This window comes from Limnohabitans sp., from assembly GCF_040400975.1.
Classification (GTDB): Bacteria; Pseudomonadota; Gammaproteobacteria; order Burkholderiales; family Burkholderiaceae_C; genus Limnohabitans_A.
In genome coordinates this window covers 4,544-29,449 of record NZ_JBBAPF010000003.1, presented here as the reverse complement: position 1 = coordinate 29,449, position 24,906 = coordinate 4,544, and the positions used below count along the sequence as shown (strand labels likewise).

General features: G+C 60.4%; 23 protein-coding genes, 1 pseudogene and 1 riboswitch. Of the genes and pseudogenes, 12 read left to right on the top strand and 12 right to left on the bottom strand.

Annotated elements, in window-relative coordinates; translation table 11 throughout:
- Positions 1-99 precede the first annotated feature (99 nt).
- Positions 100-660: an OsmC family protein gene (locus ABWQ00_RS03310; RefSeq protein ID WP_353237246.1), complete on the bottom strand. Its 561-nt coding sequence runs from the start codon at positions 658-660 to the stop codon at positions 100-102.
- A 249-nt stretch (positions 661-909) separates the two neighbouring features.
- Positions 910-2,574 (bottom strand): sigma-54-dependent Fis family transcriptional regulator, encoded by a 1,665-nt coding sequence (locus ABWQ00_RS03305; RefSeq protein ID WP_353237245.1) that lies wholly within the window; start codon positions 2,572-2,574, stop codon positions 910-912.
- A 100-nt stretch (positions 2,575-2,674) separates the two neighbouring features.
- A riboswitch (S-adenosyl-L-homocysteine riboswitch) is annotated at positions 2,675-2,775 on the top strand.
- 55 nt (positions 2,776-2,830) lie between these two features.
- Between ABWQ00_RS03305 and metH the strand changes: the two genes are divergently transcribed.
- From metH to ABWQ00_RS03285, 4 genes are read left to right on the top strand one after another with little or no spacing between them, the layout of a single operon-like run.
- On the top strand, positions 2,831-5,536 hold the full coding sequence (gene metH / locus ABWQ00_RS03300; RefSeq protein ID WP_353237244.1) for a methionine synthase: 2,706 nt from the start codon (positions 2,831-2,833) through the stop codon (positions 5,534-5,536).
- Positions 5,537-5,542: 6 nt separating this feature from the next.
- The gene (locus ABWQ00_RS03295; protein WP_353237243.1) at positions 5,543-6,613 is read left to right on the top strand and encodes a DUF6352 family protein; all 1,071 of its coding nucleotides are present in this window, start codon (positions 5,543-5,545) and stop codon (positions 6,611-6,613) included.
- 51 nt (positions 6,614-6,664) lie between these two features.
- The gene (locus ABWQ00_RS03290) at positions 6,665-8,851 is read left to right on the top strand and encodes a dihydrolipoyl dehydrogenase family protein (RefSeq protein WP_353237242.1); all 2,187 of its coding nucleotides are present in this window, start codon (positions 6,665-6,667) and stop codon (positions 8,849-8,851) included.
- A complete protein-coding gene (locus ABWQ00_RS03285) occupies positions 8,848-9,606 on the top strand; it encodes a DUF3047 domain-containing protein (RefSeq protein WP_353237241.1) in 759 nt (252 codons plus the stop codon). The genes ABWQ00_RS03290 and ABWQ00_RS03285 overlap by 4 nt, the downstream gene beginning before the upstream one ends.
- A gap of 74 nt (positions 9,607-9,680) precedes the next feature.
- On the opposite strand, the gene ABWQ00_RS03280 is transcribed toward ABWQ00_RS03285, so the two are convergent.
- Entirely contained in the window at positions 9,681-10,715 is a 1,035-nt protein-coding gene (locus tag ABWQ00_RS03280; protein ID WP_353237240.1) for a class I SAM-dependent methyltransferase, read from the bottom strand.
- Between the two features lie 123 nt (positions 10,716-10,838).
- On the opposite strand from ABWQ00_RS03280, the pseudogene ABWQ00_RS03270 reads away from it, so the two are divergent.
- From ABWQ00_RS03270 to ABWQ00_RS03260, 3 genes and pseudogenes are all read left to right on the top strand, one after another.
- Positions 10,839-11,072: pseudogene (locus tag ABWQ00_RS03270) on the top strand (sodium-dependent bicarbonate transport family permease); the annotation flags it as partial.
- Between the two features lie 193 nt (positions 11,073-11,265).
- Positions 11,266-11,976: a 3-oxoacid CoA-transferase subunit A gene (locus ABWQ00_RS03265; RefSeq protein ID WP_353237239.1), complete on the top strand. Its 711-nt coding sequence runs from the start codon at positions 11,266-11,268 to the stop codon at positions 11,974-11,976.
- Positions 11,973-12,617 (top strand): 3-oxoacid CoA-transferase subunit B, encoded by a 645-nt coding sequence (locus ABWQ00_RS03260; RefSeq protein WP_353237238.1) that lies wholly within the window; start codon positions 11,973-11,975, stop codon positions 12,615-12,617. The genes ABWQ00_RS03265 and ABWQ00_RS03260 overlap by 4 nt, the downstream gene beginning before the upstream one ends.
- A gap of 49 nt (positions 12,618-12,666) precedes the next feature.
- Here ABWQ00_RS03260 and ABWQ00_RS03255 read toward each other — a convergent pair whose 3' ends face one another.
- The 4 genes from ABWQ00_RS03255 to ABWQ00_RS03240 form a co-directional block, all read right to left on the bottom strand.
- Positions 12,667-13,176, bottom strand: a complete 510-nt coding sequence (locus tag ABWQ00_RS03255; RefSeq protein ID WP_353237237.1) for a flavin reductase family protein — start codon at positions 13,174-13,176, stop codon at positions 12,667-12,669.
- On the bottom strand, positions 13,173-14,315 hold the full coding sequence (locus ABWQ00_RS03250) for an LLM class flavin-dependent oxidoreductase (protein WP_353237236.1): 1,143 nt from the start codon (positions 14,313-14,315) through the stop codon (positions 13,173-13,175). The genes ABWQ00_RS03255 and ABWQ00_RS03250 overlap by 4 nt, the downstream gene beginning before the upstream one ends.
- Positions 14,316-14,349: 34 nt before the next feature.
- Complete coding sequence (locus tag ABWQ00_RS03245) at positions 14,350-15,318, bottom strand: Bug family tripartite tricarboxylate transporter substrate binding protein (protein WP_353237235.1); 969 nt, start codon at positions 15,316-15,318, stop codon at positions 14,350-14,352.
- A gap of 147 nt (positions 15,319-15,465) precedes the next feature.
- The gene (locus ABWQ00_RS03240) at positions 15,466-16,308 is read right to left on the bottom strand and encodes an IclR family transcriptional regulator (protein WP_353237234.1); all 843 of its coding nucleotides are present in this window, start codon (positions 16,306-16,308) and stop codon (positions 15,466-15,468) included.
- Positions 16,309-16,541: 233 nt separating this feature from the next.
- On the opposite strand from ABWQ00_RS03240, the gene ABWQ00_RS03235 reads away from it, so the two are divergent.
- From ABWQ00_RS03235 to ABWQ00_RS03215, 5 genes are read left to right on the top strand one after another with little or no spacing between them, the layout of a single operon-like run.
- Positions 16,542-17,525, top strand: coding sequence for a Bug family tripartite tricarboxylate transporter substrate binding protein (locus ABWQ00_RS03235; RefSeq protein WP_353237233.1), 984 nt, complete (start codon positions 16,542-16,544; stop codon positions 17,523-17,525).
- Between the two features lie 2 nt (positions 17,526-17,527).
- Complete coding sequence (locus tag ABWQ00_RS03230) at positions 17,528-18,421, top strand: polysaccharide deacetylase family protein (RefSeq protein WP_353237232.1); 894 nt, start codon at positions 17,528-17,530, stop codon at positions 18,419-18,421.
- Between the two features lie 3 nt (positions 18,422-18,424).
- Positions 18,425-19,861 carry an amidase gene (locus ABWQ00_RS03225; RefSeq protein WP_353237231.1) on the top strand — a complete coding sequence of 479 codons (1,437 nt, stop codon included), beginning with the start codon at positions 18,425-18,427 and terminating at the stop codon, positions 19,859-19,861.
- A 3-nt stretch (positions 19,862-19,864) separates the two neighbouring features.
- Positions 19,865-20,713 (top strand): alpha/beta fold hydrolase, encoded by an 849-nt coding sequence (locus ABWQ00_RS03220; protein ID WP_353237230.1) that lies wholly within the window; start codon positions 19,865-19,867, stop codon positions 20,711-20,713.
- Positions 20,714-20,736: 23 nt separating this feature from the next.
- Positions 20,737-21,231 (top strand): cupin domain-containing protein, encoded by a 495-nt coding sequence (locus tag ABWQ00_RS03215; protein WP_353237229.1) that lies wholly within the window; start codon positions 20,737-20,739, stop codon positions 21,229-21,231.
- Positions 21,232-21,258: 27 nt separating this feature from the next.
- On the opposite strand, the gene ABWQ00_RS03210 is transcribed toward ABWQ00_RS03215, so the two are convergent.
- From ABWQ00_RS03210 to selD, 5 genes are all read right to left on the bottom strand, one after another.
- Complete coding sequence (locus ABWQ00_RS03210) at positions 21,259-21,834, bottom strand: carboxymuconolactone decarboxylase family protein (RefSeq protein ID WP_353237228.1); 576 nt, start codon at positions 21,832-21,834, stop codon at positions 21,259-21,261.
- 58 nt (positions 21,835-21,892) lie between these two features.
- Complete coding sequence (locus tag ABWQ00_RS03205) at positions 21,893-22,639, bottom strand: ABC transporter substrate-binding protein (protein ID WP_502908068.1); 747 nt, start codon at positions 22,637-22,639, stop codon at positions 21,893-21,895.
- A gap of 94 nt (positions 22,640-22,733) precedes the next feature.
- Positions 22,734-23,438 (bottom strand): haloacid dehalogenase type II, encoded by a 705-nt coding sequence (locus ABWQ00_RS03200; protein WP_353237226.1) that lies wholly within the window; start codon positions 23,436-23,438, stop codon positions 22,734-22,736.
- A 2-nt stretch (positions 23,439-23,440) separates the two neighbouring features.
- Complete coding sequence (locus tag ABWQ00_RS03195) at positions 23,441-24,133, bottom strand: cupin domain-containing protein (RefSeq protein ID WP_353237225.1); 693 nt, start codon at positions 24,131-24,133, stop codon at positions 23,441-23,443.
- Between the two features lie 14 nt (positions 24,134-24,147).
- Positions 24,148-24,906, bottom strand: a 759-nt coding sequence (gene selD, locus ABWQ00_RS03190; protein ID WP_353237224.1) for a selenide, water dikinase SelD, incomplete at its 5' end; no start/stop codon positions are given.

The window sequence follows — 24,906 nt, the reverse complement described above, 5'->3', positions numbered from 1 at the left end:
AAAGCTCCAGAATGAAGGTGAGCCCTGCACAGGCCGCAGGGTTAAAGACAAGAATCAACGGGCGGGTGCGACAGAGCCGGACCTGCCGTTGTGGACGCCTCAGGCCATCGAGATCTCAAAGGGGATCGGGTTGCGCATGCTGTTGGCCACGGGTGAGTAAAAGTTGGCGTGTTGCACGATCTCGTCCAGCACTTCGCGCGGGGCATCACCTTCCACCAACACCTTCACGCGGATGGCCTGAAAGCCCATTTGGGGTGGCGTCATCTCCAAAGCGCCGCCTGCACCCCAGGCGGCAGGGTTGCCAATGTCGCCCTCCAGAAAGACTTCGAGCTTGCTGAGCTTGACGCGTTTCCAGGTGGCCACGGCGGTGACGCCCACGGCGATGCAGCCGCCCAGACCCGAGAGCACGATCTCGCCGGGTGCCGGTGCGGTGTCTTCGCCAAACAGGTGCAGTGGCTCGTCGACCACCACGGTGTGCTTGTCGCCCACCGAAGACAAGGAGCGGTATTGGCCCTCCATGACGGTGTGGACCTTGTTGGTGCCGCGCCGCGCTGGGTTGGCTTTGCCGCCGGCGGCAAATGTGGCCAGGCCCTGGGCGTCGATGGGGCGCAAATAGGCTTTGACGGTGGTGGGGTTGTCGAGGGTGGCGGCGTCGGTCATGTCAAATCCTTGGGCATTGAGGGTTGTAAAACAGGGCATGCAGCGATGCCTGTGACCTTGATTTTGCAAAGGCCGTGCCAGGGCTGCGTGCCAGCGGCCCTGGTGCAGCCTTGAAGCACGCAAGTGCTTCATTGACAAGGGATTTTGGCTTTCAAGAGGCTTGCAGCTTGGTGCAGCGGTGGCAGCACCGGGCTGGCATGGGCCGAGGGCTTGAACATTGTGTTGACAATGTGTCAACACAATGTCCGATCAGCGCAAACCGGCTTTGCGCAGCCGGTAGGCAAACTGGCGCAAAGTCAGCCCCAGGCTTTGGGCGGCGCGGGATTGGTTGCCCTGATGCTGGTCCAGGGCTTGCTGCAACACCTGCACCGTGTGCGATTGCGCGCTTTCGTAAGGCCGCACGCCCAGCCCCGCCGAGCCAGGTCGCTCAGGTGCCGGAGGCTGAGTCGTGGTGGGCCCTAGAGCGTCTGCCATGGCAACTGCGGACTTTGCAACAGTGCTCGTGAGGACTGGCGTGGCCGAAGCTTGAGGCAAAAAAGGCTTCAACTGCCCGGGGGTGAGCAAAGTTTGATCGGCCAGCAACACCACGCGTTCGATGCAATTGCCCAGCTCGCGGATGTTGCCGGGCCAGGGCTGCTGCGTCAGGGTGTCCAGTGCCTCGGGGCTGAGGTAGACGTTTTTCTGGTGCGTCTGGTTGGCCCGGTTGACAAAGTGCAGGGCCAGTTCGCGGATGTCGCCGAGGCGCTCGGCCAGTGACGGCAGCCGGATCGGGATCACGTTCAGGCGGTAATACAGGTCTTGCCGAAATAGCCCGACCTGCACCTGGGTGGCCAAGTCGCGGTTGGTGGCGGCCACCAGGCGCACATTCACCTTGACTTCGCGCTGGCTGCCCAGCCGAACCACCGCGCCCTCTTGCAAGGTGCGCAGAAGTTTTGACTGCAGGGGCAAAGGCAGCTCGCCGATTTCATCCAGAAAGATGGTGCCGCCATGCGCCTGCTCGAACCAGCCGGGTCGCGCCTGGTGCGCCCCGGTGAAAGCGCCACGTTCGTGGCCAAACAGCTCTGACTCGAACAGCGTGTCAGGAATCGCTGAGCAGTTCACCTTGATGAAGGGCTGGGTCGAGCGCGGGCTGGCCAGGTGCACCGCTCTGGCAAACAGCTCCTTGCCCGTGCCGGATTCGCCCAGCAAGAGCACGGTGGCTTGCGACTGCGACACCCGTTCCAGCTCGGACAAGGCCTGCAACAAAGCGGGAGAGCTGCCGATCAGCCCATAGCGTGCTGCGTGTGTGCTCAGCGCCTGCGACAAGGCCGCATTGCGGGCCCGCAGATGGCGGGTTTGCTCGTTGACCAGTTGCTCCATGTGCAGCACTTGCCCTGCCAAGGTGGCCAGCACCTTGAGCACGGCCAGGTCGTCGTTCAAATGGCGCTGGCGGCTGCGAATGCGGTGGCAGCCCAGCACACCCACGGTGGTATTGCCCAGGGTGATGGGCAAGGCCAGGTAGGCCACCGTCTCGGCAGGAAACTGCTCTGCGGCCACGGAGCGGAACAAAAACAAGGGCTCGTGGGCAATGTCCTGAACAATCGCGGGCAAACCGCTTTGCAGCGCCCGCCCCGTGATGCCTTCGCCCTCGGCATACACCCCCCGGCGCATCTCCATGCCCGTCAGGCCATAGGCGTGGCGGATCGAAGCGGTGGCTGGGCCTTGGGTGGCGCCCACAGCCGGTGTGTCGCGCAGCACAATGCGCCCCCGGTTCAGGCCCAGCAACTCGCTCATCAAATGCAGCATCTCCCGCAACACCTCGTCCGAGGCCAGGCTGCGGCCCACCCATTTCATGACCTCGCGCATGAGCAAGAGTTCTTGCTCGCGCCAATGGGCCTCGGAAGGTGTGGGGTCTGGAATGGTGGTGGTGCGCATGCTTTTGGGACAAGCAAGCTTTGGACCATGCTGATGGCGGTCTGGCCATTTGACGACCTGATGGTTGGGATGGAGACCTCACCCGGTTAAAATCCAGCCAACCCCCAAGGAGCGTTGCAGCCCGCCACCGTCTAGGTGCAGCAGGTCAGGCTTGGGGCCGTTCAATGTCTGAATGATTTTGCACAACGACGCTCACCTGAATGCCTAAGGTGAGCCCGTGTCCGTTGTCGCGTCTGAAACCGTTTCTGTTCCCCCCATGAAGCTGTCCGGTCTGGAGCCTGTCTCCATCGGCACCGCTTCGCTGTTTGTCAACGTCGGTGAGCGCACCAACGTGACCGGCTCCAAGGCTTTTGCCCGCATGATCTTGAACGGCGAGTACGAGCAGGCCTTGGCCGTGGCGCGTCAGCAGGTCGAAAACGGCGCGCAGGTGATCGACGTGAACATGGACGAAGCCATGCTCGACAGCCAGGCGGCCATGGTGCTTTTCTTGAACCTGATGGCCGGAGAGCCCGACATCGCCCGTGTGCCGGTGATGGTGGACTCGTCCAAATGGTCGGTGATCGAAGCTGGGCTGCGATGTATTCAGGGCAAGGGCATCGTCAACTCGATCAGCATGAAAGAGGGCTTGGACGAGTTCAAACGTCAAGCCAAGTTGGTCAAGCGCTATGGCGCAGCGGCCGTGGTCATGGCGTTTGACGAAAAAGGCCAAGCCGACACCTACGCACGCAAGATCGAGATTTGCGAACGCGCTTACCGCGTGCTGGTCGATGAGGTGGGCTTCCCGCCCGAAGACATCATTTTTGACCCGAACATTTTTGCCATCGCCACCGGCATCGAAGAGCACGACAACTACGCCGTGGACTTCATCGAAGCCACGCGCTGGATCAAGGCCAATCTGCCCGGCGCCAAGGTCAGCGGCGGCGTGTCCAACGTGTCTTTCAGCTTCCGCGGCAACGACCCGGTGCGCGAAGCCATCCACACCGTGTTCCTGTACCACGCCATCCAAGCGGGCATGGACATGGGCATCGTCAACGCGGGCATGGTCGGTGTGTACGACGACCTCGAGCCGGTGCTGCGCGAACGCGTGGAAGACGTGGTGCTGAATCGCAGGCCCGATGCGGGCGAGCGTTTGATCGAAGTGGCCGACAGTGCCAAAGGCGCAGCCAAAGACGAGACCACCAAGCTGGCCTGGCGTGGCACGCCCGATGCACCCGTGCGTGTGGCGCAGCGCTTGAGTCACTCGCTGGTGCATGGCATCACCGACTTCATCAGCGACGACACCGAAGAGGCCTACCAAGAAATTCTGGCCAAGGGCGGTCGCCCGCTGCATGTGATCGAAGGCCCGCTCATGGACGGCATGAACGTGGTGGGCGATTTGTTCGGTCAAGGCAAGATGTTCTTGCCGCAAGTGGTGAAAAGCGCCCGCGTGATGAAGCAGGCCGTGGCGCATTTGCTGCCCTACATCGAAGCCGAAAAACTTGCTAAGGAAGCTGCCGGCGAAGACGTCAAAGCCAAGGGCAAGATCGTGATCGCCACCGTCAAGGGCGATGTTCACGACATCGGCAAGAACATCGTTACCGTGGTTTTGCAGTGCAACAACTTCGAAGTGGTGAACATGGGCGTGATGGTGCCCTGCCACGAAATATTGGCCAAGGCCAAGGAAGAAAACGCCGACATCATTGGCTTGTCTGGCCTGATCACGCCCAGCCTCGAAGAGATGCAGTACGTGGCTGCAGAGATGGAAAAAGACCCCTACTTCCGCGAACGTCAAATGCCGCTGCTCATTGGCGGCGCGACCTGCAGCCGTGTGCACACCGCCGTCAAGATCGCACCCCACTACTCTGGCCCCGTGGTCTACGTGCCCGACGCTTCGCGCAGCGTGGGTGTGGCACAGGGCTTGTTGTCTGAGCAAGCGGCCAAATTCATCGCCGAATTGAACGCAGACTACGACAAGGTGCGCGAGCAGCACGCCAACAAAAAACAAACCCCGATGTGGACGCTGGCGCAGGCCCGCGCCAACAAGACGCCGATCGATTGGTCACAAGGCGTGCCCGCTGCGCCCAAGTTCATTGGCCGCCGTGTGTTCAAGAACTACGACTTGGCCGAAATCGCGCAGTACATCGACTGGGGCCCGTTCTTTCAGACTTGGGACTTGGCCGGCCCATTCCCCGCCATCCTCGACGATGAAGTGGTGGGCGAGCAGGCGCGCAAGGTGTATGCCGATGGCCAGGCCATGCTGAAGAAAATCATCGAAGGCCGCTGGGTCACGGCGAATGCTGTGCTGGGCTTGTACCCCGCCAACAGCGTGAATGACGACGACATCGCGCTCTACACCGACGCCTCGCGCAGCCAAGTGGCCATGACCTGGCGCGGCTTGCGTCAACAAACCGAGAAACAAGCCATTGATGGCGTGGTGCGTCCGAGCCGCTGCTTGGCCGACTTCGTCGCGCCCACAGGTCAAGACCATGTGGGCGTGTTCGCCGTCACCGCGGGCATCGGCGCCGACAAGCGCGCCGAGGCCTTTGAAGCCGCGCACGACGACTACAGCGCCATCCTACTCAAGTCACTGGCCGACCGTTTGGCTGAAGCCTTGGCCGAGTGCCTGCACAAAAAGGTGCGCACCGACCTGTGGGGCTACGCCGCTGGCGAGACGCTGAGCAACGACGATCTGATTGCCGAAAAATACCAAGGCATCCGCCCTGCACCAGGTTACCCTGCCTGCCCCGACCACAGCGCCAAACAAGCCATGTTCGAGCTGCTGCAATGCGAAGACATCGGCATGGGCCTGACCGAGAGCTTGGCCATGACACCGGCAGCCAGTGTGAGCGGCTTCTACATTGCCCACCCCGATGCGCAGTACTTCAACGTGGGCAAAGTGGGCGACGACCAGGTGCAGGATCTTGCTCAGCGCAGTGGCGTGCAGGTCAAAGACCTGCAGCGCTTGTTGGCCCCCAACCTTTAAAGCCCCATGCAAAATTTCTGGACAGCCTGTGGTCACCAGCACCTGACGCGCAACGAGCGTGGCTGGATGAGCGCCACGCCCGACTATTGGCGTTTGTGGTTGGAGCGCCCAGAGTTGGCTTTGGTGGAGGAGTCTTGTAAAGCCGAAAAGCGCTTGCACCAGGCGCTGTTGGACGCGCCTTTGATGGCGGTGACACCCGCGCAACTCAAGGCCTTCAAGGACGACGATGCGCGCGAAAACTATGAGCTGTTTTTGCGTTTTCGAGACGAGGTGGAGAGTGCTGGTTCGCTCGAAGCGGCCTATATGGTTTGGCAAAAATCCGGTAACATCCAAATGCCGCCGCTCTTCATTGACGTGGTGGTCCAGGCCATTGTGTGCAACGTGCTGGCCGATGTGCAAGACGCGTGGGTTTGGCGGGCGGCCGAGTTGCTGTTTCGCCGCCAACGCATCACCATCGAAGGTGGCCGTGTGCTGTCGGGCGACAGTGACACCCTAGACAGCCTCAAAGCCACTGGCGGTTTGGGTGAGATGGGCCGCTTGTTGATGGAAGGTGGTGCCACGCTCAAGGCGGTGGACGTCAAGGTGCTGCACCCGGACAACACGGATCGTTACTTTGCTCAGCGCGAAGGCTTGGGCCGTTATGCGTTTTTGCTCGACATGACGCACGAGCTCCAAAACGAATTGCCGCACGGATTGATCTTGAGCATGGTCAACGCCCGCTCAGGGCTGAAGGCCTTGTCGGTGGTGTTGGCCCGCTGGGTGCAGCACTTTTTGGGGGTTGCCGTCAGCATCGAGCCGGTGCAAAAGGTGGACGATCCCGCCTGGCGTTGGCATGTGGGGCTGGACGTGACCGCCACGGCTTTGCTCAATGACCTTTACCAAGGCGTCGAGCTGGATGCCAAACGTCAGCAACAACTCATCAGCTTGTTCAAGCTGCGTTTTGCCAACCCGGATGACATGCGCGCCGATGTGCGCGGCAAAACGGTTTATTTGGGCCTGGCCATGAACGAGCAGGGCTTGCTCAAGCTCAAGCCGCAAAACCTCTTGCTGAATTTGCCGCTGGTGCAAGAAGTTTGACCTGACCCTGGTGGGCGACATTTTTCAACCGAAGGTACCTGGGGTCCATCCATGCGTTTCCGCCAAAACCTTGTCTGGCTGTTGTTGGTGCTGGCCCTCGGTGCTTTTGTGGCCCTGGATCTGGGGCGTTACCTCAGCTTTGAACAACTCAAAGCCAGTCAGGCCATTTTTTCGCAGCTGCACGCCGAGCAGCCGTTCACGGTGGCCGCGGTGTATTTTGGGGTGTACGTGCTGGCCACGGCTTTGTCGATTCCGGGCGCGGTCATCATCACTTTGGCGGGTGGCGCGGTGTTTGGCCTGTGGCAAGGCTTGCTGCTGGTGTCGTTTGCTTCTACGCTCGGTGCCACTTTGGCTTTTCTGGCTTCACGCTTTCTGCTTCGCGAGTGGGTCGAAGCGCGCTTTGGTCAGCGCTTGGCCGACATCAACGCTGGCGTAGACAAAGAGGGCGCGTTTTACCTTTTCACCTTGCGCCTGATCCCGGTCGTGCCGTTTTTCCTGATCAACCTGCTCATGGGCCTGACGCGCATGAAGACATGGACTTTTTACTGGGTGAGCCAGTTGGGCATGCTCGCGGGCACAGCGGTGTATGTGAATGCGGGCACGCAGCTGGCGCAACTCGAATCCCTGCAGGGCATCTTGAGCCCCGCGCTCTTGGGCAGCTTTGTGTTGTTGGGTGTGTTCCCTCTGATCGCGCGTCGCATCGTGGCCGCGATTCAAAAGCGCAAGGTCTACGCCCGCTGGGCCGATCAGCACCCCAAGTCCTTTGACCGCAACCTGATCGTGATTGGCGGCGGCGCGGGTGGTTTGGTCAGCGCTTACATCGCCGCTGCTGTCAAAGCCAAGGTCACGCTGATCGAGGCGCACAAGATGGGCGGCGACTGCTTGAATTACGGCTGTGTGCCGAGCAAGGCCTTGATCAAGAGTGCCAAGCTGGCCCACCAGATGCGCCATGCTTCCAAGTACGGCCTGAGCGATGCGACCCCAAGTTTCAGCTTCAAGGCGGTGATGCAGCGCGTGCACGATGTGATCAAAGCCATCGAGCCGCACGACAGCATCGAGCGGTACACCGGTTTGGGTGTGGAGGTGCTGCAGGGTTACGGCAGATTGGTGAACCCGTGGACGGTGGAGGTGGCGTTGAACGACGGCACCACCGGGCAGGATGGCACGCCCAAGGTCGTGAGACTCACTGCCCGCAGCATCGTGATCGCCGCTGGTGCGCGCCCCTTTATACCGTCACTGCCCGGTTTGGACGATGTGGGTTATGTGACCAGCGACACGCTGTGGGACGCATTTGCCCTGCTCGACGAAGTGCCCCAACGTCTGGTGGTGCTGGGCGGCGGGTCGATTGGTTGCGAGTTGGCGCAAAGCTTTGCCCGACTGGGCTCGCACGTCACCCAAGTGGAAATGGGCGAGCGCCTCATGGTGCGCGAAGACGTAGAGGTGAGTGAATTGGCCAAGGCATCACTCGAAGCTGACGGCGTGCAAGTGCTCACCGGCCACCAAGCGCTGCGCTGCGAGTTGGTTGACGGCGAAAAGACCTTGGTGGTGGAACACAACGGCGCTGAAAAGCGCATTGTGTTTGACCAACTGCTGTGTGCCGTGGGCCGCGTGGCGCGTTTGCAGGGTTATGGCTTGGAAGACTTGGGTATCCCCACGCACTGCACTGTGGACACCAACGAGTACCTGCAAACCATTTACCCGAACATCTACGCTGCGGGCGATGTGGCGGGTCCGTTCCAGTTCACCCACACTGCGGCGCACCAAGCCTGGTACGCCGCCGTCAACGCTTTGTTTGGCGAGTGGAAGCTGTTCAAGGCCGACTATTCGGTCATCCCTTGGGCCACCTTCATCGACCCCGAGGTGGCGCGTGTGGGCTTGAACGAGCAAGAGGCCCAAGAGAAAAACATTGCCTTTGAAGTCACGAAGTACGGCATCGACGATCTGGACCGCGCCATTGCAGACAGCGAAGCGCACGGCTTTGTGAAGGTGCTCACCGTGCCGGGCAAAGACAAAATTTTGGGCGTGACCATCGTGGGCGCACACGCGGCAGACTTGCTGGCCGAATACGTGCTGGCCATGAAACATGGTTTGGGCCTGAACAAAATCCTGGGCACCATCCACACCTACCCCACGATGTCGGAAGCCAACAAGTACGCCGCCGGTGAGTGGAAGCGGGCACACGCGCCGCAACGCTTGCTCGCCTGGGTGAAGAAGTACCACGATTGGCGACGCGGATGACCCCGGCTTGGAAACCGGCCTCGGTGCTGTTGGCCATGGCCTGCGCCACATCACCCGCCCTTGCGCAAAGCCTCTCGCCTTTGGTGCCGCCCGAAGGCACTCCGGTCAGCAATTGGCGTTTTGTGGGCTTTCCCAAGTCCAAGGCCGATATTCCCGCCACCCGCTTCGAACTGGCTGAGGTGCAAGGTGAGCGGGCCCTGAAGGTCAGTACCCGCGCGTCCTATGGCACCTGGGTGCACGACCTGCCCAAAACCGATCCGGGCCGCCTGCAATGGCGCTGGCGTCTGGACCAGCCGCTGACCGCTGACAAGGACGGCAAAGTCGTCGCCGACATCCTGACCAAAGCCGGTGACGACGCGGCGCTCAAAGTGTGTGTGATGTTCGACCACCCGCTGGACCGCGTGCCCTTTGCCCAGCGCACGCTGCTGCACATTGCCCGCAGCATCAGTGGTGAAGACTTGCCCTCTGCCACGCTGTGCTACGTGTGGGACAGCGTGTACCCCGCTGGCCTGCAAGGTGCCAATCCCTACACCCCGCGCGTGCGCTTCATCACGCTGCAAGGCAAGGGGGCAACCTTGGCCCAATGGCAAACCGAAACCCGCGACGTGTCGGCCGACTTTGCGAAGTTGTTTGCCGATGAGCTGCCTGCAGGGGCCGCCGTGCCCAAAGTGCGTGCGGTGCTGGTGGGGGCTGACAGCGACAACACGGGTGCTGAAAGTGTGGGCTGGGTGAAGGCCCTCAACTGGACACGTTAAAGGTTGGGTTCTTTTGAAAGGATCGAGGGTTTTGCCGGGTTGATGGGTCTGCATCCGAAAGGATGCGTCCAGTCTCAGGCGGCTTTTTTGCCGTACAGGTCATCCAGCAGCGCCAAGCCGTTCGCGTATTGGGCTGCACTGCGCTTTTCCTCTTGGCGGGTTCGCCATTTGCGCATCGGTTGGCCATCTTGCAATTGCTGAACCAAATAGGGCAGCCAGCGGCGCGCCTGATGGGCCTTCACCAAGCTGTGGCTCGTGTCTGTGCTTGCCTTGGCGGCTGATTCAGCACGGTCAACGCCGACAAATTGCGCCACCACACTCAAGTTGTCCGAACTGTCAGGGCTTTGAGCCATCAACTTGAAGCCTGCGGTCTCCAACAATTTGCGCAAGGTGGGCCCCGTGAAATAAAGCGTGTGTGCCCTGAAAAACATGTAGTCCGGCGAGCACAAGCGTGTGGCGTTGGGCACTTCGATGTACAACAAACCACCGGGCTTGAGTTTTTCACCCATGGTGCGCAAGGCCGCGACGGGTTCGGCCAAATGCTCCAGCACGTGGAACATCGAAATCAAATCCAATGAACCCGCGGCTTCGCTGGCCAAGCCTTGTTGCAAGGTGCTGTTGTTGACGTGAATGCCCAACATGTTTTGGGCATAGGTGGCATAGCCCGCGTGCGGCTCGATGCCCTTGGCCATAAACCCAAGTGTTTGCAAAAGATAAACAAACTCACCACTGCTCGAACCGATGTCCAGGCTGCGTTGGGATGTGAGGTCGGTGTTGGACCAGCGTGCATCCGTGTTTTGACACAACCACTGCCAGCGCCACTGCGCATTGCGTCCAGCACGCAAAACATGCCGCAAGGCTGGCTGAACAGCTGATTTGTAGGCCTGTCGGTATTGGGTGGCGTACCAGTCGGCCAGTTCCTGATCGCTGGGCAGAGGGTCAATCCGGCCCAAGCCGCAACCGTTGCAAGACACGGTGAGCAAGGCACCGCCTGTTTTGCCATCCTTGTTGGCAATGACTTGTGCTGAACGCTCACCGCAGCAAGGGCAGACTGTGTGCGCGTTCAAAGGGGTGCCTGTGGCGGTGCTTGCTGGGGCAGAAGTGTTCATTGAGACATTTTAAATTTCATCAATGCCCCTCTTTTTAAGGGTATTCATCAGGTCGATGGCCGATGTTTGCGAAGGGGCTGAACCATTCGACAAAAACCATGATCACCCCCCAAAAAATCACGGTCGATTGCCAAATTTTTGTCTTTGTAGCTGCTGATGGCTCTGGGCTTGAAGGGTGGCTTTGCATTGGCCATGGCATTTGTGGTGCCAAGGCTGGGCTACGCCTTGTTGAAAAATCGGATCGCGCGGTTTGATGCAGCGGCTGTGGCGGCGGCTTACGGCTCGGTGAGTGCAGTGACGTTTGTGACAGCGACCCAAATCCTGGAAGCCAGTGGCTTGAGTTTCGGAGGGCATATGACGGTGGATACCGGTGTACATTGACTTCGCCAAGCGGGTGCTGGGGTGACACTTGTGGGTCTGGCCACAGCAGCAACATAGAACACGCTTGGCGCAGGCTTTAGTCACGCAGGTGTCTTACAAGGCGCTTGTTGGCTTTCAATCCCGGCTCAGGAAGGCTAAGCTCGATTGGCTGAAATGAGGCACACAAGACATGATCAACAAGTTCGTTTCGTCGGTCGCCGAGGCCTTGGCCGACACCCCCGATGGGGCCACCGTCATGATCGGGGGCTTTGGCACGGCCGGCATTCCGGACGAGCTGATTGAAGGTTTGCTGGCGCAAGGTGCACGCGACCTCACCTTGGTGAACAACAACGCGGGCAATGCCGAGCAGGGCTTGGCCGCTTTGCTCAAGGCGGGCCGGGTGCGCAAGATCATTTGCAGCTTTCCCCGGCAAGCTGACTCGTATGTTTTTGATGGTCTGTACCTATCGGGCCAGCTCGAGCTGGAGTTGGTACCGCAGGGCAATTTGGCCGAGCGCATCCGGGCGGCTGGCGCGGGCATTGGCGGGTTTTTCACGCCCACGGGTTATGGCACCGATTTGGCCAAGCATGCCGATGGCTCGCCCAAAGAGACCCGCGAAATCGATGGCCGCATGTACGTGTACGAAACGCCCATCCACGCCGACTTGGCGCTCATCAAAGCCGAGCGCGGCGACCGCTGGGGCAACCTGACCTACCGCAAGGCGGCGCGCAACTTTGGCCCCATCATGGCCATGGCGGCGCGCAAAACCGTGGCCACGGTGCACGAGCAAGTGGCTTTGGGCGAGCTGGACCCCGAGACCGTGGTCACGCCCGGCATTTTTGTTCAAGCGGTGGTCAAGATCGACCGTGTGGCCACGCAGGCCGGAGGCATCAAGGCATGAGCTACACCCGACGCAGCAAAGACGAATTGGCCGCCCGCGTGGCGCAAGACATCCCCGAGGGCGCCACGGTGAACTTAGGGATTGGCCAGCCCACCCTGGTGGCCAACCACATCCCTGCCAGCCGCGAAGTGCTCTTGCACAGCGAAAACGGCATCTTGGGCATGGGCCCGGCACCGGTCAAAGGCCAAGAAGACTACGACCTGATCAACGCAGGTAAACAGCCGGTGACTTTGTTGCCTGGAGGCGCGTATTTTCACCATGCCGACAGCTTTGCCATGATGCGCGGCGGGCATTTGGACATCTGCGTGTTGGGGGCGTTTCAAGTCAGCGCCACAGGCGACCTGGCCAACTGGCACACGGGCGAGCCAGACGCCATTCCGGCCGTGGGTGGTGCCATGGACTTGGCCATCGGGGCCAAGCAAACCTGGGTCATGATGGACCTGCTGACCAAGCAAGGCCAAAGCAAATTGGTGCAAGCTTGCAGCTACCCTTTGACCGGCATTGGCTGTGTCAAACGCGTCTACACCGACTTGGCCACGCTGGCTTGCACGCCACAAGGGCTTGTGGTCATTGACATGGTCGAGGGCTTGGGGCTGGATGAGTTGTCAGCGCTGATCGGCTTGCCGCTTAAAGCGGCTTGATGGCCGGGGCCAAAAAGCCCGACGCGTGCTTTGAGCCAGGGGTGGTGCTTCAACGCTCCAGTGGCACCATCAGCAGGTCATCGCTGGTGGTGACCCATTGGCCATCGCGGTACAACAAGGGTAAGGCGGCGTCCTTGTAACGGCCAGAGATGACTTCGCCCACCATGAGGCAATGTGTGCTCTCTTGCACCTGCCGAATCAGACGGCACTCCAGACTCATGACGGCACCGTGCAGGCAAGGTGAACCTGAATCAAATCCCCCCCATTGCTGAGCATCAAAGCGCTCATCGCCAAACAATGGGACTTGGCCGGCAAACAGTTTGGCCAGCTCGATGTGCTCGACCGCCAGCGTGTTGACACTGAACACCTGGTTATCCGTCATGTGGGTGTAGGTAAAGGCGTTGCGGTTGATGGCGCACACCACGGTGGGCGGCTCCACGCCCAATGACATGAAGGCCGAGACCGTCATGCCTGTGCGGTGAGGTGCTTGGCCCGTGGCGATGATGTTCACCGCCGCCGGGTGCAAGCGCATCAACTGTCTGAAAGCTTGAGGGGTCATGCCGTGGCAGTTTCCAGGGGTGCGTCCACGTTGATTGCCGAGCCCAGGCCCAGCGCTTGGTTGACACGAGGCATGACTTCGTTGGCCATCAGTTCCATTGAGCGGCGTCCCAACTGGGGGTCGACCAAGTCCATGCCCGCGTAAACGATTTCGCCAAAGGGGCCCGCCTTTTCACGCAAAGCCAGAATTTTGTCGGTCACCTCATTGACGGTGCCGGTGATCACCAACTCATCGAGCAGGCGGTCCAGGGTGACATGGCTGTCATCCTCGTCGGCGTGCTTTTTGAAGATGACGTGCCGCTTGGACATCATCATCTTGGTCAGCATCTGGCGGTAGTAATAACGGTAAGGGCTGTTGGCATCCGCGCGGCCATATCGGTTGGCTGTTGCGGCATCGTCGCTCACGAAAATGGTGCGAGCCACGCGCCAGTCGGCTGGGTTGGCCACTTCATTGACGGAGGTTTTACCTTCGCAGTAATTGTCCCAATGGCTGGCCAGCCAATGGTCCATCAAGAAGTTGGCCGACATGGGGTGGAAGTTGCGCTTGCCCATGGCGATCACGCCTTTGGAATGGGGAGCCACCACCGTGCCGACAATTTCTGGTCGGGGACCTTGAAAAGGCTTCATCAAGTAGCCCCGACCGATCGAGGGAACAGAGGTGACCTGTGTGCTGACTTTGAAGCGGTTGTCCGGAAAGTCGATGTTGTAAGGCGGCTCGCGTTCCCAGATGGCCAAGATCACATCGATGGCCTCGGCAAACATTTTGTTGCGGTCCTGATCCAAGATGCCCAATGCTTCGGCGTCCGATGCCAATGCGCCGGGGCTGATGCCGAAGATGAAACGGCCCTTGGCCAGATGGTCGAACATGGCCGCCTGTGAGGCCAGCAGTGTGGGGTGCGAGTGCGACAAGTTGGAGGTCCCGCTGCCCAGTTTGATGGTCTTGGTTTCAGGTATCAAGGTGGCCAAGAACAACAAGCTGTTGGTCACGTTTTCGGCTTTGTCAGTGAGGTGCTCGCCCACGAACGCATCGTAAAAACCCAGCTTGTCGGCCAGGATGATGGTCTGCCGGTCCTCATGCAAGGTCTCAGTGGTGTCCCGCTCGAAGGGATGCAGGGGCATGGTGAAGTAGCCTAGGCGCATGATGGATCCTGTTTGATTTTTAGAAAATTTTGACTCACTCGGGCTTGATGCCAGCGTCTTTGATGACCTGTGACCAACGGGTGATTTCACTTTGAATGAAGCGAGGGTAATCGGCCTTGGATACCCGAGAAGGCTCCAGACCCAATTGCGCCAAACGCGCCAGAAATGCCTCATCTTTCAGTGCAGAGCTGATGGCCCCGTCCAGTCTGCGCACCACGTCGGGCGGGGTGCCGGCGGGTGCCGCAAGCCCCAAGAAGAAGCCCAATTCATACCCAGGGTAGGTTTCGCCAATGGCCGGGACGTTGGGCCATGGCTTGAAACGGGTGGCACCGGTCACGCCAATGGCGGTGGCTTTGGGGTTGTCAATGTGGGCCATGGCCGGCAGGTATTCCAGAAACAGCACCTGCAGTTGGCCACCGTAAAAGTCTTGCAGGGCCGAGCCGATGCTTTTGTAGGGGATGCCGGTCATCGGTGCACCGGTTTTGACCCTGAACATTTCAGCGGTCATTTGCGAGGCCGAGTTGTAGTGGCCAAAAAACACCTTGCCGGGGTTGGCTTTGGCGTAAGCCGTCAGATCGGCTGCTGTGCGGATGCCCGAGTCTTTGCTGACCATGGCTACCGATGCGGCTGTGCCGAACTGACCTAGGTGTTCAAAGTCTTTCAGGGGGTCATAGGGGACTTTTTTGTACAGGCTCAGGTTCGCTGCCAGCGTGGTGTTGGTGGTCAACAAAAGTGTGTAGCCGTCGGCAGGCGCATTCTTGACAGCCTCAGTGCCCAAGATGCCGTTGGCGCCCGCCCTGTTCTCGATCACGACGCCCTGTTTGAACTGCGCTTCCAGGTATTGGCCAAAGGCGCGAGCGGTGATGTCGCCCGAACCGCCGGGCCCGAAGGGCACCACGATCTTGATCGGCTTGTTGGGAAAGCCCTGCGCGCTGGCTATGCCTGCGCACAGGCTCAAAGGGGCCAGCACACTCCACTTGAGGAATCGGACAAACTTTTGCATACACAGGTCTCCATCGTTGGTTATCGTGGGCGAATTCTAGGAGGGGGGGAGTGAATTGACCAAGCCCTAAATTCCGACATGCGGAATTGCGGACATGTGCTGGGGATGCTTGGGCTGTCTTGCCGCCCAAGGTAAAGCCGCATGTACTCAAAAGGCGATGCGCAGGCTTTGCGGGTCCTTGATGGCCGTACGCCAAGTTTCGGCCTGAGTGGGGTTCATGCGGGCCAACTCATATTGTGCCGACATGATGTCGGCCTCATGGGCCAGGGTGGCGGCCAGGTCGCTGAGGTAGCTGCCCGTCATGCGCTCGAGCGTGGACACGGCGCACAAGGAGGCAATCGGGTAACGACGACGGTCAAAAACGGGCACGGCAATGCCCGATATGCCACGTCCGGAACGGGTTTTGGTCAAGGCGTAGCCGTTTTTGCGTGTCTTTTGAATGCCGCTGGCCAATTTGCTGAAGGCCTTGTCCTGGCCGCTGCGCAGGCGGTTAAAGGCCAGGATGTCGACGGTCTCATCCTCGGGCAAAAACGACAGAATGGCCAGACTGAAAGAGCCGATACCCATGGGCCAGCGGTTGTGCACCTGCAGGATTTCGGCGTTTTGCGGCAGGTGGCCTTGACGCTTGTCGAGGCATACGGCATCGTAGCCACAGCGTATGCCCAGGTACACGGTTTCACCCGTGGATTGCGCCAAACGTTCAAACGATGGCTGGGCAATGCTTTTGATGTCGTGCACATCCAGTACAGACATGCCCAAGGCATAAACCTCCGGACCGAGCCGGTAATTGCGAGTGCCCCAGGGGCGCTCGACCAGGTGCTCATCGAGCATGGCAGACAGGATGCGGTGCACAGTGGCTTTGGGCAATTGGGTCAAGGTGCTGATTTGCATGAGGGCCGCGCCTTGCGAGCCAAAAGTGGACAAGGTTCGCAGCAGCAAGGCGGCTCGTGCGATGCTTTGAGCGCCATCGTTTTTCAGGGAAGGATTCATGGCATGAAGGGTGTCAAGCGCTGAGCGCCGAGGTGTCGCCAGCAGGTCAATCAACTGCAGTATTCCATGATTCGGAATATTGCAGCAAGAAACCCTGTTGCGGACGTCAAAGAGGGATCCCCCGATTGCCAAGCTAAAAAACGGTACGCATACTGATTTTTGTTGTGCAACACGGGGTCGCCAAAACCTCAAAAAATTCAACCTACCACGAGAAAACTGAAGGGGTCATTCCAATGACGACAACCAAGCGCAAAATTCTGGCCTGGCTGGGCTGTGGCCTTTTGTTCAGCGCCGGCTTGGCATCTGCTCAGGCGCAAACCTACCCGCAGCGTCCCATCAAAGCCATCGTGCCTTACGCGGCGGGTGGTTTTTCAGACCAGGCCAGCCGCATCATTGCCGAGGCCATGTCGCGCAATTTGGGCCAAAACATCGTCATCGAAAACCGTGCGGGTGGCGGTGGCCGAATTGGCAGTGAGGCGGTGACCAAAATGGCCCCCGACGGCTACCAGTTGCTCATGACCACCAACGGCACCAAGACCTACATGGCCGTGGTGGAAAAGTCTTTGTCGTATGACCCGGTGAATGACTTCACGCCGATTTCATTGGTGGGCAAATATGGTTTGTTGATGGTGGTCAACCCCTCAGTGCCCGCCAAAACCTTGCCGGAATTTTTGACCTATGCCCGCGACCCTAGAAACAAGGGCAAGATCAATTACGCCACCTCGGGCATGGGCAGCGGTTTGCATTTTGCGGGCGAGTTGTTCAACGCCATGGCCAAGATTGACATGGTGCATGTGCCCTACAAAGGTTCTGGCCCTGGCATGCAGGATGTCCTAGCGGGGGTGTGCCAGGTGATTTTTGACGGCGCAGCCAAGCCGCACATCGATGCAGGCAAGGTGAATTTCCTAGGCACCACCAGCTCGGTGCGAGACCCGCGTTATCCGGATGTGCCCACCTTGAGTGAAGCGGGATTGACGGGTTACGACCTGACCTATTGGGTGGGCATTTTTGCCCCAAAAGGCCTGCCTGCCGACATCCAGGCGCGTTTGAATGCTTCGGTCAAAACCGCATTGGCCGATCCGGATGTGCAACGCAGACTCAACAACATGGGCATGAGCCTGGTCGGCAGCACCCCAGAGCAAATGGTGCAAGAAATCCGCAGCGAAACCGCCAAGCTGCGCCAGATTGCCGCGTCAATTCCAGGTGGGGTGAACTGAACATGAGCGAAGCTCTGCGCCCCCAAGACCGCCTGCCCTTTTCCTCCATCATTGACCGTCCTCCTTTGCCTCTGCCTGAGGGCGTTCGGCTGGTGGTCTGGCCGGTGGTCAATATCGAAGAATGGGACATTGCGCGCCCCATGCCGCGCATGGTTTCGCCGCCGCCAGGCGGGCAAGCGCCGGTGCCCGATGTGCCCAACTGGACTTGGCATGAGTACGGCATGCGGGTAGGGGTGTGGCGCCTCATGGACGCCTTTAAAAATGTCGGCGTTCGCCCGACGCTGTCGATCAATGCGAAGGTGTGTGAAACCCGGCCACGCGTGACACAGGCCGCGCTCGACGCGGGTTGGGAATTCATGGCGCATTGCTACGAACAAATTCCAATTCAAAAAATTCCTGACGAACGGGCCATGATGCAGCAGACGCTGGACGTGCTGACGCGCTTCACCGGCCAGCGCCCGCAAGGCTGGTTGGGTCCGGGTCGCAGCCAGACGCTGGAGACGCCTGACCTCATCAAGGAGCTGGGCATGTCCTGGTTTGGCGACTGGGTGCTCGATGACCAGCCGCAATATGTGCACACAAAACATGGGCCGTTGGTGTCGGTGCCCTACACCATCGAGCTCAATGACATCAACATCATGCTCACCTCGCACGAGCGTTCGGACGCGATGCTGCTGCGCACCCAAGATGCGTTTGAACGGCTGTATGCCGAATCGGCGCACAGCGCACGCATCATGGCGTTTGGGGTGCATCCATACATCTCGGGCGCTGCGCACCGCATTCGCTATTTTGAAATGATGTTGGAGTTTTTGGCCAAGCAGCCCGGTGTGGTGTTCTGGAACGGCTCGGAAATCAGCCAATGGTTTCAGCAAGCGAGCCCACTGCCAGCGCCTTGAGGCATGAGCCGTCAGACACCATTGAATCCGTCCGCTGAAACGCTTGCCGACACGCCGCTGCATGCGCTGTCTCTGGCGCAAGCCAGTGCCCTGATTCGTCAGCAGACGATCACGCCGGTGCACTTGGTGCAGGCCTACATCGACCGCATTGAGCGACTCGATGGACAACTGAATGCCTTCGTCACGCCCACGCTTGAGACCGCCTTGCAAGCAGCGCACCAGGCCACCCGTGAGATCGCACAAGGCAAATACCGGGGGGCTTTGCATGGCATCCCGATGGCGCACAAGGATGTGTACCTCACGCAAGGCGTGCGCACCACCGCGCATTCGCGGCATTTGCACGACTGGGTGCCCACGGTCAGCGCCACGCTGGTGACAGGTTTGGAACGTTTGGGTGTGATCAGTTTGGGCAAAACGGCTTGCCATGAATTTGCCTTTGGCTCGCCCTCAGAAGATGACTTGTTTCCGCCTGCGCAAAACCCCTGGCATCTGGCACACATGCCGGGCAGCTCGAGCAGCGGCTCGGGGGCGGCGGTGGCAGCAGGTTTGTGCATGGCGGCCACGGGCACCGACACCGGTGGCTCGATCCGTCACCCGGCGGCGGCCTGCGGTGTGGTGGGCCTCAAACCCACGCGCCATGCTTACCCTGTGTCGGGCGTGATCGCTTTGGCCCCCAGCCTAGACGTGGCCGGATTTTTGACGCGCACCGCGCTGGACCAGGCACTGATCTGGGATGCCTGGCACGGCAGCGATGTGACCACTGCATGCACTGCCGATGTGCAGCGTTCGGTGCTTCAGGGGTTGCGTATCGGGGTGCCAGCAGGTCTTTGGCACAACGCCGAAAACGGCCAGCCCACGCACGACCCGCAAATCCAAGCCTGCTTTGATCAGACACTGCAAACACTGCAGGCGGAAGGCGCCCTCGTGGTGACGGTGGAGACGGTGGATTGGCCGCCGCAGCCCGCTGTGGTGCAGGTGGCCAACACCCTGATTGCTTACGAAGCATTTCAACAGCTGCAGCACATTTGGAGCAACCACCCGGACCAGCTGGGACAGGGCTTGCGCCAAAAACTGGTGGGTGCAGCACAGCTGAGTTTGAACAGCTACCACGCCGCCCGCGTGCAGGCCGATGTGTGGCAACAGCAGGTCAGCGCTTTGCTAGCCAACCGGGTCGATGTGCTGATGTGGCCAGGCCGCGAAGCTTTGCCCGAAACCTTGCAAGCCCTGATGGCCAACCCCACCGGGCAGCGCAGTGCCTGCAACCGATTGTTCAGCCTGACCGGTCATCCCGCCTTGACATGCCCCATGGGCGTCTCGACCCAAGGCTTGCCCATGGCTTTGCAAATGGGCGCTGCCATGCACGGAGAGCGCCATTTGCTGCAGGTGGCCCATGCCGTGGAATCGGCCATCGGCTGGCGTTTGCCCGTTTTGATGGATTGAGCCATGTACTTTGTGAACACCGAAGGCGTGCGCCTGCATTACGACCTTGTTGGCGACCAAGGCCCTTGGTTGGCGCTGGTCTCGGGCGGACGGCGCAGCGGGGCAGAATTTCTGCCCTTGGCGCGCCGCATCGCGGCCCGGGGATTTCGGGTGTTGCTGCACGATCGTCGCAACACCGGGGCTTCGCAGGTCTTGATCGCAGGCGATCGCGGTGAAGAAGACATCTGGGCCGACGACTGGGTGCAGCTGATGCAGCACCTGAACGCGGTGCCTGCGTTTTTGGGTGGTGGCTCTTCAGGGGCGCGGCTGGCCTTGCTGACCAGCTTGCGCCACCCCGAGGTGGTGCGTGGCTTGCTGCTGCTGCGCATCACGGGCGGCGCTTTCACAGCAGGCCGCTTGCCAGAGAACTATTACGGCCAGTTCATCCGTGCCGCAGAGCAAGGTGGCATGGCCGCCGTGTGTGCCACGCCCTATTACCAGGAATTGATCGCCGCCGACCCCAGCAACCACGGCCGCCTGATGGACATGGACCCCCAGCAATACACCGCCGTCATGCGCCACTGGCTTCAGATTTTTTTGCAAGGCCCGCGGGAACCGGTGCTGGGCATGACGACCGAGGCCCTGCAGGCCATTCGTGTGCCCACTTGGGTGGTGCCCGGCAACGACAAAACCCATGTGTCCCGCCACGGCCGCGAAGCGGCCGCCCTGATCCCCGCTTGCGAACTGTTCGAGCTGCCGGTATCGGACGAAGACGTGCCCGCTTTGCCGCTGTCGGCCTGGGCCCCGCACGAAGAAACCCTGGCGACAGCCATGGCCGATTTCATGCGCCGCGTGGGCCATGATGACCACTGAATCGATTCCCAAGGAGCCCATAAATGTCCACCCCGATCAACCCGTCCATTCGCCGCGTCGTCACCGGTCACGACGACCAAGGCAAAGCCATCGTTGAAATCGACGAAGTCTGCAGCCACTACCGACAAGGTCGTCCCAATGGCTTTGTATGCAATGTGTGGACCACCGACACCCACCCTGCTGACAACAATGGCCATGTAGACGCAGGCAGGCGTGAGGGCAAATTTTCAGTGATCGAGAACGGTACCGTGTTCCGCATTCTCGACTTTCATCCGGGTGTGCAGCAGCGCGTGCACCGCACCGATTCGGTGGATTACATCGTGGTCATGTCGGGTGAAATCGACATGGAGCTGGAGTCCGGCGAGGAAGTCCACCTGAAGGCTGGCGACGTCATGGTTCAGCGCGGCACGGTGCACAACTGGATCAACCGGGGAACTGAAACTTGCGTCATGGCCGTGGTGCTGGTGCATGCGCATCCGGTGCAGGTGGGTGGGCAAACGCTCAACGCTTTTGGCTGAGCGGGCCCCGAAGCCTCGTCCAAGCCTTCAGTAAGGAAACGGTGCAATGCCCGGTGCGGCGTTGTCTGGCAAGCTGCGGCGCGTGGTGTTCATCACCATGGCCAGCAAGCTGTAGTAACCGCAGTGCGCCGTCATGTCGATGACGCCTTGATCGCCAAACATCTTTTGCGCAGCCGCCCAGGTCACGTTGCTCACCGATTGGTTGTGCAGCAGCTCCTGAAGGAAGTCATAAACCACGGTCTCTTGGGCCGTCATGTTGGGCGGGCGGCGGCCTTCGGCAATCGCGTCGCAGGTTTCTTCGCTCACACCGGCTTTCATGGCGATGGGCTTGTGGATGTGCCATTCCACCGGCTGTGACCAGTGGCGCGCCACCACCAACACGGCAAATTCCGAATTGTGCAAACCCACGGTGTTGTCGTAACGCAGATACTCCCCCACTTTTTGCAAGCGGCGCATCAGCTCGGGGCTGCGCATCAAAGGCACAAAGGGGCCGGAGAGTTTGCCGCGTGGTCCGCTGACGAGTTCGTCCACCGCTGCACGCTGGGCCTCGGTCATTTGTTCGCGGGGAATTTCGGGCAGGCGGTCTGTTTTCTGGGAAGTCATCGGTATGTCTCTGAGGTTGAAAAATCCAACCCCAATTTATCACCGGACCTGACGGCTCTCAGTCGTGTGCGGGATAGCCCGGCGGTGCCACAGCTGCACCCTGGATCTGGTGCCGAACAAAGGCCTCGGCCACCCAACCAGATCGCTTGGCTTCTTCGACAAACGCATTCAGGTGCTCGCGGGCCTGTGTGTTACGTGCTGCTGGAATGCCCATGGCTTGGTGGATGACCATGAAGCGCCCAGGCAGCAGACGCACGCCTGGCAGGCGCAGGGCGTCGGCCTGGAGCTGCTGCTTGACGCCTGCGGCCACTTCGAGTTGCTGCGCCATGAACACATCAACCACGGCGGGTGAACTCGGTGCGCGCACGATGGGGGCGTGTTTCAGGTGCCGCGTGAGAAACAAATCGTACGCACTGCCCGCGCCTACAGTGACGCGATGGCCAGCTTGGTCCACTTCATCGTTGCTTTGCAGCGGCGAGTCGTTGCGTACCATGTAGGCCCCTTCAATTTGTACATAGGGCGGTGAAAAATGCAGGCCCTCACCGCGCACCGGGTCAATGGCAAAAAAGCCAATGTCGGCCTCGTCAGAGCGAACGCACTGTACCGACTCATCGGCCTTTTTGAAGACCCGCCATTCGATGCTCAAGCCCAGCTGTTTGGCCAAGCTGCGCGATAGATCGGCTGAAATGCCGGAGGGTTCGCCCGTCGCATCAAGCCCTGCCAGCACCGGGTTGCCCAGGTTGATGGCTACGCGCAAAACGCCGTGGGGCGCTAAAAGGTGGGTGAGTGAAGCTTGGGTCGGCATGTTCATGGATATTTGTGAGGTGGGCAGTGAAACACACGGCATCTTAAAAATCAAAGCCGTGCAAGCGGCTTACAGCATCTGTTTGGCCTAGGCTTTAGCCCAAGACCTTCAGCACTTCGCTCAAATCGCGTCCAGTGTGGTGCGGTGCAGGGCCAATGGCCTCAGGCGGCAGGCCTTGGCGGTTGACCCACAGCGTGGTGAAGCCAAACCAAGTGGCCCCCAATGCATCCCAAGCGTTGCTCGAGACAAACAGCACCTCGGCTGGTGCAAACCCAAAGTGGTCAGTCACCAGTTGGTAGCTTGTGGGCGTGGTCTTGAACTGGCGCACGCTGTCCACCGACAGCACGGCGTCCAGCACCGCGCTCATGCCCGCACTGTGCACAGCCGATTGCAGCATCTCGGGGCTGCCGTTGGACAAAATCGCCGTGGCCACGCCTCGCTGACGCAGCGCCTGCAGCACACCCAAGTTTTCCGGGAAGGCCGTGAGCTCGGCGTATTGCGCCATCAGCGCGTCTTCATTGGCCACGCTGTGTACCAAGCCCAAACGCGCCAGTGCGTAGCGCAGCGACGCGCGTGTGATGTCCCAAAACGATTGGTAATGCCGACTGCCTTTTGGGTTGGGGTCGCTCAGCGAAATCAGCCGTGTGTACTCGATTTGTTTGTCGCGCCACAGCACCGACAGCGCCGCGCCCTGGCCGGGGTACAGCTTTTCGGCCAAAGCGCCGATCGAGTACACATCGAACAAGGTGCCGTAGGCGTCAAATACAACGGCGCGAATGGGGCGGGTGTTTAGGTTCATGTTCAGACCAGGTGACCAGTTTTCACCAAGATCAGACAACCCTCGCGGCTGAAGGGCTGGTGCTGGCTCATGTGTGGGCTGCGCAGCCAACTGCCTGTGGGGTAGTCGCCGTGTTCGTCCGAGAACACGCCATCGATCACCAAAATTTCTTCGCCACCCCAATGCCGGTGTGGACTGAAATAGGTCCCAGGTGCCCAGCGTACCAGCGCGGTGTTTTGTGTCTCAAAGGTGTTCAGGGGCAAAACCTTCAGGCCCTCCACCAAGCCCTGACGCCATTCACCGCGGTGTGTGTCAATGACCACGCGTTCGCCGTCGCGTGCGTCCAGGTGGCGCAGCTTCACAAACAGGGTGCAGCCCTCGGGAGAGGACGGGGCGTGCGAGCTGCCCACCGGGTTCTTGATGTAGGTGCCGGGGCCGTAGATACCGTGCTCGTCATATAGAGTACCTTCGAGCACCAAAATTTCTTCACCGCCGCCATGCGTGTGGCTGGCAAAGGCCGAGCCGGGCGCGTAGCGCACGATGGACGTGGCGCGGGCCACTTCGCCGCCATTGCGCTCAAGCATGCGGCGCGATACGCCTGAGGCGGGTGAGTCCACCCAGTCGAGCGAGGGGCTGTACACGCTGCAGCGCTGGTTCAGGTCGGCGTTCAGTGTGGTGTGCTGCGTGAGGTGGTGTGTGAGGTGTTCGGTGTGCATGAAGTTTTTGGTGTTCAGGTTTTCAGCAGAACCGGCTCGATGGCCTCGCCTTGCGCGGTGATGCGCCCAATGACGGCGGTGTGCGCGTAGCCTGCGGCCTTGAGTGCTTGCACACAAGCCGCAGCTTGCGCTGCAGGCACGCTAGCCAGCAGGCCGCCTGCGGTTTGAGGGTCAAACAACAGAGGGTAGCGGGGGTCATTGATGAACTCGTCAGCGTTGCGCAGGGCGCGGCGCAGGCGCACATTGGCCGGCTGCAAGGAGCTGACGATGCCCGCTTGCACGCAATCCACTGCACCGTCGAGCAGGGGCAGAGTGCTCATGTTCAATTCGGCGTCCACGCCGGATGGACGCGTCATTTCCACCAGGTGGCCCAGCAGGCCAAAGCCGGTCAGGTCGGTGCAGGCGGTGGCGCCGTGCGCGCGCAAAATGGCGGCACCCGATTGGTTGGACAACACCATCGACTTGAGCGCCGCATCGATCCAGCGGCCCTTGGCGGCGTAGCGTGCGTGCGCGGCAAACAAGGTGCCGGTGCCAATCGGTTTGGTCAGCAGCAGCACATCGCCCGGCTGCATGCCGCCCTTGCGCATCACGCTGTCCATTTTTTCGTCGATCAGGCCGTTGATGGCAAAACCCAGGGCCAGTTCGGCACCCTCGCCCGTGTGCCCGCCCACCAAGGCGCAGCCTGCGGCGTTCAGCACTTCGATCGCGCCGCCCATCATTTGGGTCAGCAGGTCTTCCACCTTGCTTTCCAGGCCCGGCGGCACGGTGACCAC